The 13832-nt window shown below is 72.4% G+C and carries 11 protein-coding genes, 1 tRNA gene and 1 pseudogene; 9 read left to right on the plus strand and 4 right to left on the minus strand.

Annotated elements, in window-relative coordinates; all coding sequences use genetic code 11:
* Together IE330_RS34595 and IE330_RS34600 are read left to right on the plus strand one after the other, a co-directional pair.
* Positions 1–1251: a S1C family serine protease gene (locus tag IE330_RS34595; protein ID WP_190140143.1), complete on the plus strand. Its 1251-nt coding sequence runs from the start codon at positions 1–3 to the stop codon at positions 1249–1251.
* Positions 1252–1304: 53 nt separating this feature from the next.
* A tRNA-Ser gene (locus IE330_RS34600) sits at positions 1305–1389 on the plus strand.
* A 191-nt stretch (positions 1390–1580) separates the two neighbouring features.
* On the opposite strand, the gene IE330_RS34605 is transcribed toward IE330_RS34600, so the two are convergent.
* The 3 genes from IE330_RS34605 to IE330_RS34615 form a co-directional block, all read right to left on the minus strand.
* Entirely contained in the window at positions 1581–2087 is a 507-nt protein-coding gene (locus IE330_RS34605; RefSeq protein WP_190140144.1) for a hypothetical protein, read from the minus strand.
* A 24-nt stretch (positions 2088–2111) separates the two neighbouring features.
* Entirely contained in the window at positions 2112–2702 is a 591-nt protein-coding gene (locus IE330_RS34610; protein WP_190140145.1) for a hypothetical protein, read from the minus strand.
* A gap of 398 nt (positions 2703–3100) precedes the next feature.
* A complete protein-coding gene (locus IE330_RS34615; RefSeq protein ID WP_190140146.1) occupies positions 3101–4189 on the minus strand; it encodes a bifunctional DNA primase/polymerase in 1089 nt (362 codons plus the stop codon).
* A gap of 755 nt (positions 4190–4944) precedes the next feature.
* Here IE330_RS34615 and IE330_RS34620 point away from each other — a divergent pair.
* The 7 genes and pseudogenes from IE330_RS34620 (at position 4945) to IE330_RS34650 (ending at position 12352) form a co-directional block, all read left to right on the plus strand.
* Positions 4945–5256, plus strand: coding sequence for a hypothetical protein (locus IE330_RS34620; RefSeq protein WP_190140147.1), 312 nt, complete (start codon positions 4945–4947; stop codon positions 5254–5256).
* 371 nt (positions 5257–5627) lie between these two features.
* A complete protein-coding gene (locus IE330_RS34625; protein ID WP_373314802.1) occupies positions 5628–6653 on the plus strand; it encodes a bifunctional MaoC family dehydratase N-terminal/OB-fold nucleic acid binding domain-containing protein in 1026 nt (341 codons plus the stop codon).
* A 287-nt stretch (positions 6654–6940) separates the two neighbouring features.
* A pseudogene (locus IE330_RS34630) lies at positions 6941–7348 on the plus strand (MaoC/PaaZ C-terminal domain-containing protein); the annotation flags it as partial.
* A 152-nt stretch (positions 7349–7500) separates the two neighbouring features.
* The gene (locus tag IE330_RS34635) at positions 7501–8667 is read left to right on the plus strand and encodes a lipid-transfer protein (RefSeq protein WP_190140149.1); all 1167 of its coding nucleotides are present in this window, start codon (positions 7501–7503) and stop codon (positions 8665–8667) included.
* A 52-nt stretch (positions 8668–8719) separates the two neighbouring features.
* On the plus strand, positions 8720–9625 hold the full coding sequence (locus IE330_RS34640) for a DUF1906 domain-containing protein (RefSeq protein ID WP_190140150.1): 906 nt from the start codon (positions 8720–8722) through the stop codon (positions 9623–9625).
* A 182-nt stretch (positions 9626–9807) separates the two neighbouring features.
* A complete protein-coding gene (locus tag IE330_RS34645) occupies positions 9808–10371 on the plus strand; it encodes a SigE family RNA polymerase sigma factor (RefSeq protein ID WP_373314803.1) in 564 nt (187 codons plus the stop codon).
* A 331-nt stretch (positions 10372–10702) separates the two neighbouring features.
* Positions 10703–12352, plus strand: a complete 1650-nt coding sequence (locus IE330_RS34650; RefSeq protein ID WP_190140151.1) for a long-chain fatty acid--CoA ligase — start codon at positions 10703–10705, stop codon at positions 12350–12352.
* A gap of 157 nt (positions 12353–12509) precedes the next feature.
* On the opposite strand, the gene IE330_RS34655 is transcribed toward IE330_RS34650, so the two are convergent.
* Positions 12510–13832: response regulator (locus IE330_RS34655; protein ID WP_229926135.1), on the minus strand; the 1323-nt coding region annotated here is incomplete at its 5' end.

A 13832-nucleotide genomic window follows, 5' to 3' on the forward strand; every position in this document is an offset into this window, starting at 1 on the left:
GTGGCCGCGTCCGGGGGTGCCTGGCCGCCGCCCCCACCGCCCGCCGTGCCGTCGTACGCGCAGGACGGCGGCTCCGGATGGGGCGCTTCCTGGACGGCCGAGGAGCCGTCCGCGCGGAAGCCGAGCGCCGTGCCCCGCGGCGGCCTGGTCGCGGCGGTGCTCGCGGCGGCCCTCGTCGCGGGCGGGGTCGGCGGCGGCATCGGCTTCTGGGCGGCGGACCGCAACGAGGACAACGGGACGGACTCCACCACGGTCTCCGCCTCCGAGGCCCCGGCCGACCTCAAGCGCGAGCAGGGCTCGGTCGCGGACATCGCGAGCAAGGCGCTGCCCAGCGTCGTCACCCTGGAGGCGCAGAGCGGCAACGGCGAGGGCGGCACGGGCACCGGCTTCGTGTACGACCAGCAGGGCCACATCCTCACCAACAACCACGTGGTGGCGTCGGCCGCCGAGGGCGGCAAGCTGTCGGCGACGTTCTCGAACGGCAAGAAGTACGACGCCGAGGTGGTGGGCCGCGCCGAGGGGTACGACGTCGCGGTCATCAAGCTCAAGAACAAGCCGGCCGACCTGCGTCCGCTGCCGCTGGCCGACTCCGACAAGGTCGCCGTCGGCGACTCCACGATCGCGATCGGCGCGCCCTTCGGGCTGTCCAACACCGTCACCACGGGCATCGTCAGCGCCAAGAACCGCCCGGTGACGTCCAGCGACGGCGCCAGCAACAAGAGCTCGTACATGAGCGCCCTGCAGACCGACGCGTCCATCAACCCGGGCAACTCCGGCGGTCCCCTCCTGGACGCCCGTGGCGCCGTCATCGGCATCAACTCCGCGATCAAGCCCGCCGACAGCGGCGGCCTCGGCGGCGGCCAGTCCGGCTCCATCGGCCTGGGCTTCGCGATCCCGGTGAACCAGGCGAAGAACGTGGCGCAGCAGCTCATCAGGACCGGCCAGGCCACGTACCCCGTGATCGGTGCCTCGGTCTCCCTGGCCGAGACGTCGAAGGGCGCCGTCATCTCCGACCGCGGGGCCAACGGCTCGGGCCCCGCCGTCGAGCCGGACGGTCCGGCGGACAAGGCGGGCCTGAAGTCCGGCGACGTCATCACGAAGCTGGACGACATGGTCATCGACAGCGGCCCGACCCTGATCGGGCAGATCTGGACCCACAAGCCGGGCGACACGGTCAAGATCACCTACGAGCGCGACGGCAAGGAGCGCACGGTCGATGTGACCTTGGGCGCACGCAAGGGCGATAGCTGACCCGCTACTCTTGACCCCGCGCCAGCCCGCCCGAACACGCGGCGGCGGCGCGGGGTGGGTTGCCCGAGCGGCCTAAGGGAACGGTCTTGAAAACCGTCGTGGTTCACACCACCGTGGGTTCAAATCCCACACCCACCGCCCGGTGAATCGGCCCCTGACCTGTACTTAAGGCAGGGGCCGATGATGCTGATGCTGACCGCTTCGCCTGTGGTGCTCCCCGGTTCACCGGCATGACGGGCACGGCAGGGGCACGGCGAGGTGCCGACTGAGGGCGCTCGGCACCCGATGGGGCACGGACGCCCCCTCTCGTATGCGCGTGTGCAGACCTGTCAGTCCTGCTCTCCGGAATCCGGTTCGTTGATCCGCGGCACAGGCGTGAACGGGCCGAACCGGGGCTGTTGCCGATTCCTCAGGTGACGATGCCACTGCCTGACGCACCACCAGGCGAGCACGAGGGGCACGCACGACAGCACCGTGGGAACCAGTGGTGGCAGCCCCGGCCACAGGGACACCGGCCACACCACCGCGACGACGATCGGAGTCACGACGGTCAGGCCCAGCAAGAGTGCGCCCCACACGTCGTCGACCCGTTTCCACCACGAACGGTTCTCAAGACGTGACTGGACCGACATCATCACGGCTGCTAGGAGCGCCACGGCCGGGGTGATCAACCACGGTGACGCGGGCATACCCCGGTTGCCGAAGAGTTCGCCGATGATGGTGGCCGGGATGTACGCGATGAGCAGGAACGTAAGGGTGGAGAGCACACCGCTGCCGATGTCGCCGAGCTCGTCGTCAGTCGCATCCTGCGTGGGTGAGTCCACGTTCTGCTTCACGGTCAGTCCCCTTTCCTGCTGCGCCTACATGCACGCATGGGCCAGGTCGGGGAGCCCCGTGGAGTTGACGATGAGGTTCACGATGTCATCGTCAAGGCCCTTCGGGTAGGTACGGTGCTTGATGTACGACCAGACGGCCTTCCAGACCTTTTTGCCTTTCTTCACGAGCTTCCAGGCCTTGGCGATACCGATTCCGTTCTCCGCGGCGAACTTCGCCACCCCGGCCGCGCATCCGAACCAACCAAATGCCACAACCGCGCCCTGGGCATGCTGCTGCTGGTTCAGGAACGCACTGACCTCACGGAGTGCGTCCTGGTCACCCGCCTCGACTCTTTGGATCAGCGGCTCAGGTATCGAAGCGATGAGGTCGAAAGCACGCTTGACCGCGGCTTCACCTTCCTCATCGCTGACTCCGGCCAGTCTGGGGTCAACACCACTGGACACAGAGCCGGTCGATGCCTGCGCCATGACAGTGGATAGCGAGGCCGGTGCCGCGACCTCGTGCACGCGGTCGACAGCGACTGCCGATCCGGACAGTCCCGTGCCAACAATCGCTGCCGCGACAAGACCGGCAACTGCCGTGCTGAGCTTGCGTCGCTGAGTGCTGTTCTGCACGTGCCGTACTCCTATAAATGCATAGTGCGTTCGCTTGAGGACATGGCTGACAACCCAACTCCTTTGGGAGAAGAGGTGGCTAACCGGCCTCGGGGACAGGGATGACTTCACCATGCACCTATCTGCTGAGCTGTGACGGAAGCCACGATTCCGCCTCAGCTCTCCCTCAAGTCGGCGGTGTTGGCGCACTTGCATCCATGCGCACGCCCATCTGAGAGCCGGAAGGCTTGTGATGCCAAGGCTCGCTCGGTGCAGCGGGAGGGGCAGCCGCAGTGACCTTGGCTGGATCTGTCCCGCTCAATTCCTCAAGTCCTCACCGGAGCCGCAATCGTGACGGTCGATGTGTCGTCCGGGACTGGGGGCGATCGCATGGTGGCCCGGCACGCGCGCGTGGGGGGTCAGGTGCGGCCGGTCAGGCGGGCCGCTGAGGCGAGGGTGGAGCGGGCCTCCCGGAGGGTGAGGCCGATGCGGAGGGCCGCCTCTGTGAGGGGGCCTTCGAGGGCCTCGCCGATGCCGTTCTCGTAGGCGCGGCAAGCGGCCCAGAAGAGGCGGGTGTTGCGCTGCCCCTCGTGGGCGGTGAGGACGAACTGGACGAGGCCTTGGCCCTGTTGCGGGGCCGGAGGGTCACCCGCGCGCGGGGCCACGGGCGGGCGCGGGCGGGGCGGAGGCGCGATCAGCCGGAGCAGGGAGGGCGGGCACGGGGCCGGGGGCAGCCCGCCGGTGCCGGCGACGGTGCTGTAGACACCGCGGTCGGTGCGGGAGCCCGGGCCGACGAGGTAGCCGCCCGCGCCGCGGATGTCGATGCCCGGGGCCAGGCGGCCGGCCGAGTTGGGCACGACGACCTCCGGCGGCCCGGACAGCCACAGGTGGCGGCCCCCGGAGGGCGTGGCGACGACCACGGTCTCCGGGATGGTGAACAGGTACCGCAGTGCCAGCGCGCGCAGCGCGGCCGGAGCGTCGGTGCCGGACTTGGTGTCCAGATCGATGCCGATCAGGTGGTACGGCGGCAGGCCGCAGGCGATGCCGTAGCCCGGGGCCCAGGGCACGGCCGCGAACAGCTCGCGGACGCGCTCCGGGTCGGTGGACGCGTCGTACACCCCGTGGCCCATACGCCCGCACTCGCCCCGGCACGGCGACGGGCGCGGGCCGTTGTGGCGCGGGTCGTCGTGACGCGGGTCGTCGTGACGCGGGACGTCGTGGCGCGGGACGTCGTGGCGCGGGTCGTCGTGGTGCGGGGAGCGCAGTGCCGGGAGCTTGGTGCGGGACAGAGGGAAGACGGCGAGTCCGCGCTCGGCGGCGGTCAGGGCGTGGGCCAGCGCGAGGGTCGCCGTACGGCGGTTGCCGGCCGGGTGTGCCCGCAGCCGGGGGCGGGGGTGGAGGCGGGGACTCTGGGGCGGGCGTACGGCTGGGGGGCGCGTGATTGGCTCCCGCGCGCCGGGCACGGGGGCGGCCGTCTTGTGTGCGCCCGACTCCGGTGTGACGTCCATGGGCGTGGCTGTTTTGTGTGCGTCGGGCTCGGGTGGGCCCGTCCTGTGCTCGCCCGACTCGGAGGTGGGTGACGCGTACGTGGGTGACTCGGGAGTGGGTGGCACGTGCGTGGGCGACTCGGGGGCGGGTGGCACGTACGTGGGTGAGTCGGGGGCGGGCGACACGTGCGCGCCGCCTGACTCGGGGGCGGGTGACTCGCGGGTGGCCGGGGCGCGTGGGGCCGGGTCACGTGGGGTCGGGGTGTCGGAGGTTGCGTCGGCGGTCGCGTCGGCGGGCGTCGGGGCGTGCTGGGGTGCGGCGCGGGAGGCCGGTGGGGCAGCGGTGGGGGCTGGGGCGGCCGGCTCCTTGGGCGGTCCGTCTTCGGCATGGCGGTCGGTGGAGGCCATGGATTCAGTTTCGTACTGACGTTCGAAGAAGGGAAGGCGTGCGGCTTGAAAGAGGGGCGCGCGAAGGGAGCGCCCCCTTTGTCGGGGTTTCTGACGGAACGCTTCAGCCCGTGTGGCACCTGGGTTTGCCCGAGGTCAGGGGGTCGAGCTGGGACATGGGTGATGCATAGCGTGTTTATCGACTTGTCATCACGCTTGCGAGGGAATCGTGGCGTCCGGGGTGGTTCGGCGGGGATTCGGTGGGCAACTCTGGTCTCGCGACGTCGTGCAGATCTCCGAGGCGGTCGGCCAACTGCCCGGGAAAAAGCCGTATTTGAGGTGCCGTCCGGCTCCGCCGGTGAGTGCCTCCCGTTCTGGAGGAAATAGACATGGCAAGCATCCGTACCGCCCGCGCCCTCGCCGCCGTCGCCGCCGTGCCGCTGGCCGCCGCCCTCTTCTCGGGTGTCGCGACGGCTGACAACGGCTCGTTCGCGGACAACGGATCGAACGCGGGGGTGGCGGTCGTCAACGGCAGCGGTGTCGGGGACGACAACTACGGGAACTCGTCGACGACGCAGCAGCAGGCGGTCGGCAACGGCGCGTCGAATCAGAGCAACACCGCTCAGGTGAACGGCTCGGCCTTCACGGAGATCGACCAGTCCAACGCGAACGTCGCCGTCAACTTCAGCGAACTGTGGTGAGTCGGGGCCTCGTCGGGGAGTGATCCTCGGGGCCTGCTCCATGGGGTGATGTGACGGCTACGCGGCGGTACCTCGGGTACCGCCGCGTAGCTGTGTCCGGGGGCGTCTTGACAGTGACGCCGTAGCTGACGGACAGTCAGAAACTGATGGCGGCGCCGATGGTGGTGGTTCGGGAACCGATCCGGCGGCTGCGGTGTACCCAAAGTGTCAGAAGCTCGCGGAGGCGATCGAGCGGGGCGGCGGAGGGGGCCACGGTGAGGGACAGCACGAGGGGTGGCACGGCAGCGGGACAAGAGGGACCAGGGAGGCCAAGGGGGCCAGGGGGACGAGAGGGGCCGGGCGGTCGAGCCGGGCAGGGGGATGCGGGCCGGGTGACCACGCCCGGGGAGCCGGGGCGCGCCGCCGGGGCGGCGGAGGCGGACCCGTTGTACGGGCGGCTGAAGGCGTACGAGGGCCGGGCCGCAGTGGCGGCGGGACGGGGAAAGGACCTGGTCAACGCGCCGATGATCCGACACTGGTGCGAGGCGCTTGGCGACACCAGTCCGGCGTACGAGGGGCCGGACGCGATCGCCCCACCGACGATGCTCCAGGCCTGGACGATGGGCGGCCTTTCGGGTCACGCCGACCGCTCGGAGGCGTACGACGACCTGCTCGCTCTGCTCGACGACGCCGGGTGCACCTCGGTCGTCGCCACCGACTGCGAGCAGGAGTACCTGCGCCCGCTGCGGCCGGGCGACGAGATCACCTTTGACGCGGTGATCGAGTCGGTGTCGGAGCGCAAGACGACCAGGCTCGGCTCGGGGTACTTCGTGACGACCCGGATGGCCGTCCGCGCGGGAGGCCGGCTGGCGGGCACGCACCGCTTCCGCATCCTCAAGTACCGCCCGGCACGGCGGCGAGGCCCGGCCGCCACGGCCGTCCGCAAGGCCCGGGACGAAGAACCGGTCCGGGAGCTCGCGCGGGAGCAGCCGGGCAGGCAGGGCAGCCGTCCCCGCCCGGTGGTGAACAGGGACAACGCCGGCTTCTGGGAGGGCGTGGCCCGGCACCGGCTGCTCATCCAGCGCTGCGCCGGCTGCGGCACGCTGCGTCTGCCCTGGCTGCCGGGGTGCAACGCCTGCGGAGCGCCCGGGTGGGACACGGTGGAGGCGTCCGGTGAGGGCACGGTCCATTCGTACGTGGTGATGCACCACCCCCGGTTCCCCGCCTTCGACCCGCCCTACGCGGTGGTGCTGGTGGAGCTGGCGGAGGGCGTGCGCTTCGTCAGCAACGTCGTGGGGGTGCCCTACCGGGCTGTGCGGATCGGGATGCCGGTGCGGCTGGAGTTCCAGCGGGTGGAGGAGGACATGGTGCTGCCGGTGTTCCGGCCCCTGGAGCAGGTGACGGGGGGCGCGGGCTGATGGGACACGCATCGAAGGGCCGCGCGTCGGGGGGCCGCACGTCAGGCGGTCGTACCTCAGGTGGTCGCAGCTCAGGCGGCCGCAGCTCAGAGAGCCGCACGCCGGTCAGCGGCACCTCAGGAACCCGCACGCCGGTCAGCGGCACCTCAGGAAGCCGTACGCCGGTCAGCCGTGCCCCAGGAACCGGTACGTCGGAGGCCCGTACGCCGGGAGTCCGTACGCCGGAAGCCTGTACGCCGAGAGCCCGTCCGCCCGGAAACCGTCCGCCCCTCCGCCCCGGGGACACACTGCCCCCGCTGGAGGTGCCGATCACCCGCACGTTGATCGTCGCGGGCGCCATCGCCTCCCGGGACTACCAGGACGTGCACCACGACACGGAGCTGGCCCGGGAGAAGGGGTCCCCGGACATCTTCATGAACATCCTGACCACCAACGGCCTGGTGGGTCGCTACATCACCGACCACTTCGGGCCCGCCGCCACGCTCCGGAAGGTGGCGATCAGGCTGGGCGCCCCCAACTACCCCGGCGACACGATGGTCTTGACGGGCACGGTCGAGCGGGTCGAGCACAGCGACCAGCGCGTCGAGCACGACCAGAGTGCCGCAGCCGTCACCGTCACCGTCAAAGTCACCGGCGCCAACGGCATCGGCAAGCACGTCACCGGCACCGTGACCCTGACCCTGCCGGACGCAGCCCCGGACACGGCCCCGGCACGCCCGGTGCCCCGGGCGGCCACGGCGCCCCAGGCACCCCCGACGGGCCCCGTGCCCCCGGCGGGCCCCGTGCCCCCGGCGGGCCCCGTGCCCCCGACGGGCCCCGTGCCCCCGGCACCCGTGGAGGACGCCGTATGAGCGTGCGGGCCGGGGACCGCGTCGGCGGCGCTGCGGCGATCGTCGGGATCGGTGCCACGGAGTTCTCCAAGGACTCCGGGCGCAGCGAGCTGACGCTGGCCGTGGAGGCGGTGCGAGCGGCGCTCGTGGACGCCGGGCTCACCCCCGCCGACGTCGACGGCCTGGTCACCTTCACGATGGACACGAGCCCCGAGATCACGGTCGCGCAGGCGGCGGGCATCGGCGAGCTGTCGTTCTTCTCCCGCGTGCACTACGGCGGCGGCGCGGCCTGCGCCACCGTGCAGCAGGCGGCGCTGGCCGTGGCGGGCGGGGTGGCCGACGTCGTGGTCTGCTACCGGGCGTTCAACGAGCGCTCGGGCCGTCGCTTCGGCGCGGGCGTGACGCACCGCGAGCCGTCGGCGGAGGGGGTCGCGCTCGGCTGGGTGCTGCCGTTCGGGCTGCTCACCCCCGCGTCCTGGGTGGCGATGGCGGCCCGGCGCTACCTGCACGTCCACGGCCTGACCCCGGAGGCGTTCGGCCATGTCGCCGTCACCGACCGGAAGTACGCGGCGACCAACCCGGCGGCGTACTTCCACGGACAGCCGATCACGCTGGCGGACCACGCGGCCTCCCGGTGGATCGTGGAGCCGCTGCGGCTCCTCGACTGCTGCCAGGAGACCGACGGCGGCCAGGCCCTCGTCGTCACCAGCGCGGAGCGGGCGCGCGACCTGCCCCACCGGCCCGCCGTGATCACCGCCGCCGCGCAGGGAGCGGGCCGCGCGCAGGAGCAGATGACCGGCTACTACCGCGACGACATAGCGGGGCTGCCCGAAATGGGCGTCGTGGCGCGGCAGTTGTGGAGGACCTCCGGGCTCACGCCCGCGGACATCGACGTGGGCATCCTTTACGACCACTTCACGCCGTTCGTGCTGATGCAGCTCGAGGAGTTCGGGTTCTGCGCGCCGGGCGAGGCCGCGGCGTTCGTCGCCGGGGAGCGGCTCCCGCTGAACACCCACGGCGGGCAGCTCGGCGAGGCGTACCTGCACGGGATGAACGGCATCGCCGAGGCCGTACGGCAGGTGCGCGGCACCGCCGTGAACCAGATACCCGGCGCCGGGCACGCCCTGGTGACGGCGGGCACCGGTGTCCCCACTTCGGGGCTGATTCTGACGGCGGACGGCTGAACGGGGCGCGTGTCCCGGACCGTGCGCGCGGTCCGGCCCGTTGACTCGCCGTATGCGCCACCGGAAGCTGATCACTGGTCTTGTCCTGTCCCTGTCCCTGGCGACGCTGGCCCTGGACACGTCGACCCCACCCAACGGCCCCGCCCGCGTGCCGTCCGGAGCCGCCGCACCCGCCGATCCCGAACCCGATCCGCTGCTCGATCTGGACCCCGACCTGGACTTCGACCCGGAAGGCGCGGCTCCCACCGTCTTCCGGGGCCGGGGTTTCGACACCTGTATGACGCCGTCGGTCGGCGCCATGCGGCGCTGGCTCGCCTCCCCCTACCGCGCGGTGGGCGTGTACTTCGGCGGGCGCGGCCGGGCCTGTCCGAAGCAGCCGCAGCTCACCTCCGACTGGGTGGAGGAGGTGGACGAGATGGGCTGGAAGGTGCTGCCGCTGTACGTCGGCTCGCAGTCCCCTTGCGTACGGGCGCGCAACAAGCAGCACGTCCGTATGGGCGGCGACCCCGGACGGCAGGGGGCCCGCGAGGGGTACGACGCGGTGCGCCGGGCCGATGCCCTCGGCATCGGCCAGGACAGTCCGCTCTACCTCGACATGGAGGCGTACGCGTACCGGAAGAAGAAGTGTGCCCAGGCCACGCTCACCTTCGTACGGGCGTGGAACCGCGAGGTGCGCAGCCAGGGCTACGTACCCGGGTTCTACAGCAGTGCCGACTCCGGCGTACGGCACATGGAGTCCGCGCGCCGGGCCGGGGTGGCGGACCTGCCGTCGATCATGTGGTTCGCGCGCTGGAACCGCCGGCCCGACCTCTACGGTGAGCGGGTGCTGGCACGGAACGCGTGGCATCCCGCGCGCCGGATCCACCAGTACGCGGGCAACGTCAAGGAGCGGTACGGCGGTCTGACGATGCGCATCGACCGCAACCTCGTCCACGCGCCGGTGGCGCAACTCGGCTGAGCGACCGGCAACGCGTCGCGGCAAGCGGTTTCACCCGCCTCAGGGTCGAGCCCCCAGGGGTATGCTCCACCTCCTCCACCTACAGGAGGTGGGGCTACCTCCCCTCGTACAACCTGAGGCGGAGGCGCCTTCGGGACCTGCGGCCGATCCGCAGGTGTAGGGGTCGCTTCTAGCGTGGAGCCATGACCGCATCCATGGTGTCCGTGTGCACCAGCGCCTCGACGGCCGCGACGCGGGGCGCGGGCCCTTCCGCCTACCCGTCGTTCGCCTCCTACGTCCGGGCCCGCCAGCCCGTGCTGCTGCGCACCGCCCGCTCGTTGACGGCGAACCCGAGCGACGCCGAGGACCTGCTGCAGACGGCCCTGACCAAGACGTATGTGGCCTGGGACCGGATCGAGGACCACCGGGCGCTCGACGGGTACGTGCGCCGGGCGCTGCTGAACACGCGCACGTCGCAGTGGCGCAAGCGGAAGGTCGACGAGTTCGCCTGCGACGAGCTGCCCGAGCCGGAGACCGTGCCGGCCGGGGACCCGGCCGAACAACAGGCGCTGCACGACGCGATGTGGCGCGCGATCATGAAGCTGCCGGCGCGGCAGCGGGCCATGGTCGTCCTGCGCTACTACGAGGACCTGAGCGAGGCGCAGACGGCCGAGGTGCTCGGAGTCTCCATCGGCACGGTCAAGAGCGCGGTGTCGCGCGCGCTCGGCAAGCTTCGCGAGGACCCGGAGCTCACGCCGGTCCGCTGAGCCCGAGCCCGGACCGCGAGCCCGGACCGCGAGCCCGGACCGCGCCCCTCCGGCTCCGCGCCCCAGCGGTTCCGCGCCCCTACCCGGCTCCGTGCCCCCACTCGGCTCTGCGCCCCTCCGGCTCCGCGCCCCGTATGGCGCCGGGCCACCGCCACCCGCAGGCCTCAGTACGCCCCCCGACCCGGCGGTCGTCCGCGACGTTCAATTTGCCGCGATGTGCTCCCGCGGTAGTGACATACCGCTCGGTATGCGGCAACAATCTGGGCTACTGCCAGGTAGAGCGCCGGGGAACGCCCGGCTGCCCCTGCCGTGCGCCCACCGGGAGGACGCCGTGCTGAGCACCATGCAGGACGTACCGCTGACCGTCACCCGCATCCTGAACCACGGGATGACCGTGCACGGGGCCTCACAGGTCACGACCTGGACCGGCGACGGCGCCCCGCAGCGGCGCAGCTTCCGGGAGATCGGCGCCCGCACCGCGCAGCTCGCCCACGCGCTGCGCGACGACCTCGGCGTCACCGGCGACGAGCGGGTGGCGACCTTCATGTGGAACAACGCCGAGCACGTCGAGGCCTACTTCGCCGCCCCCTGCATGGGTGCCGTCCTGCACACCCTCAACCTGCGGCTGCCCGTCGAACAGCTCGTGTGGATCGTCGGCCACGCCGCCGACCGCGTCATCATCGTCAACGGCTCCCTGCTGGGCCTGCTCGCGCCGCTCCTGGACCGCATGCCGAGCGTCGAGCACGTCGTCGTCTCCGGCGCCGGCGACCGCTCCCTCCTGGACGGCTCCCACGTCCGCGTGCACGACTACGAGGAGCTCATCGCGGACAAGCCGACGAGCTACGACTGGCCGGAGCTGGACGAACGCAGTGCCGCCGCCATGTGCTACACCTCCGGCACCACCGGCGAGCCCAAGGGCGTCGTCTACTCCCACCGCTCCATCTACCTGCACTCCATGCAGGTCAACATGGCCGAGTCCATGGGCCTGACCGACGCCGACACCACGCTGGTGGTCGTGCCGCAGTTCCACGTGAACGCCTGGGGCCTGCCGCACGCCACCTTCATGGCGGGCATCGGCATGCTGATGCCCGACCGGTTCCTGCAGCCCGCGCCGCTCGCGGAGATGATCGAGACGGAGCGGCCCTCGCACGCGGCGGCCGTACCGACCATCTGGCAGGGCCTCCTCGCCGAACTCACCGCCAAGCCCCGCGACGTGAGCTGTATGCGGCAGGTCACCATCGGCGGTTCCGCGTGTCCGCCCTCGCTCATGGAGGCCTTCGACCGGCTCGGCGTGCGGGTCTGCCACGCCTGGGGCATGACCGAGACGTCGCCGCTCGGCACCGTCGCCCACCCGCCCGCGCGGGTCGCGGGCACCGACGAGGAGTTCGCCTACCGCCTCACCCAGGGCCGCTTCCCCGCCGGGGTCGAGGCCCGCCTCGTCGGCCCCGACGGCAGTCACCTCCCCTGGGACGGCGAGTCCGCCGGTGAGCTGGAGGTCCGCGGCCCCTGGATCGCGGGCGCCTACTACGGTGGCCCGGACGGCGACCCCGACCGCCCCGCGGACAAGTTCAGCACCGACGGCTGGCTGAAGACCGGCGACGTCGGCGTCATCTCGGCCGACGGCTTCCTGACCCTCACCGACCGCGCCAAGGACGTCATCAAGTCCGGCGGCGAGTGGATCTCCTCCGTCGAGCTGGAGAACGCCCTGATGTGCCACCCGGACGTCGCCGAGGCCGCGGTCGTCGCCGTCCCCGACGAGAAGTGGGGCGAGCGCCCCCTCGCCACCGTCGTCCTCAAGGAGGACGCCACCGCGGACTACGCCACCCTGCGAGACTTCCTCGCCACCCGCGTCGCCAAGTGGCAGCTCCCCGAGCGCTGGGCCGTCCTGGCGGCCGTGCCGAAGACCAGCGTCGGCAAGTTCGACAAGAAGGTGCTGCGCAGGCAGTACGCCCAGGGCGAGCTGACGGTGACACGGCTCTGACGCACGGGCGCGGCCCGGAGCCGCGACGTACCGGTACGGGCGGGCGGCGCCTCTTCCCCGGGGCCGCCCGCCCGTCCCACGCGCGCCCCCGCGTACGCCGTCCGTGGCCGGGCGGGCCGTCCCTGGCCGTGTACGCCGTCCGTACGCCGACGGGCGGCTAGTTCGTGCCGATCTTTGCCAGCAGGTCCACGATCCGGGTCTGCACCTCGCTGCTCGTGGACCGCTCGGCGAGGAACAGCACGGTCTCGCCCGCGGCGAGCTTCGGCAGGTCGGTCTCGTCGACGGCGGCGGTGTAGACGACGAGCGGCGTACGGTTCAACTGGCCGTTGGCGCGCAGCCAGTCGATGATCCCCGCTCGGCGGCGGCGTACCTGGTGCAGGTCCATCACCACCAGGTTCGGCCGGGTCTGCGCGGCGAGCGTGACGGCGTCCGCGTCGCTCTCCGCGCGCGCGACCTGCATCCCGCGCCGCTCCAGCGTCGCCGTCAGGGCGAGGGCGATCTCCTCGTGCTCCTCGATCAGCAGGACGCGCGGCGGGTGCTGCTCGCTGTCGCGCGGCGCGAGGGCCTTCAGCAGGACGGCGGGGTCGGCGCCGTACGCGGCCTCGCGCGAGGCCTGGCCGAGCCCGGCCGTGACGAGGACCGGCACCTCGGCGGCGACGGCGGCCTGGCGCAGCGACTGGAGCGCGGTCCGGGTGATCGGGCCGGTCAGCGGGTCCACGAACAGGGCCGCGGGGAACGCGGCGATCTGCGCGTCGACCTCCTCGCGCGAGTGCACGATGACGGGCCGGTAGCCGCGGTCGCTGAGCGCCTGCTGCGTGGTGACGTCCGGCGCGGGCCAGACGAGCAGCCGGCGCGGGTTGTCCAGCGGCTCGGGCGGCAGCTCGTCGTCCATGGGCCGCGGCTGCGGCTGGTTCGCCACCTCGACGGCGCCGCCGGGGCCGTCCAGCGGCTCGGGGCCCTCGGCGGCGTTCTCGTCCGGCGCGCCGATCGCGTACGAGCGCCCGGTGCCCTCGGTGCCCGGGGTGCCGGGCGAGAGCCGGGACTGCGGCAGCGGCTGCGACGCGGGTTGCGGCACCTGCGGGTGGTGCGGACGGCCCGCGCCCTCCGGGCGCTCCTCGGCCCCCGGGTCGGGCGGCGTCGCCAGCTTGCGCCGCCGCCCGGAGCCGCCCTGGGCGGGCTGCGCGGGGGCCTGCGGCTGTACGGGCGGCTGCGGCTGGCGCCCGAACGGCACGCCCTGCCCCAGCGTCCGCACGCTGAACGCGCGGCCCTGCGTGGAGTTCGGGTCGACGGGCGCGGCCTCGGCGGGCAGCGGCTGCGCGGCACGCGCGCGTGGGTCGCGCTCGGGCGGCAGCGCGGTGCCCTGGGAGGGCGTCGGAGCGCCGTGCGGGGGCGTCGCACCGGCATGTGGGGGCACCCCGGAGGGCGTGCCACCCGCCGGGGTGCCGCCTGCCGGGGTGCCACCCGCGGGCACGCCTCCGGC

Origin of the sequence: Streptomyces longispororuber, assembly GCF_014656095.1 — a bacterium.
Lineage (GTDB): Bacteria > Actinomycetota > Actinomycetes > Streptomycetales > Streptomycetaceae > Streptomyces > Streptomyces longispororuber.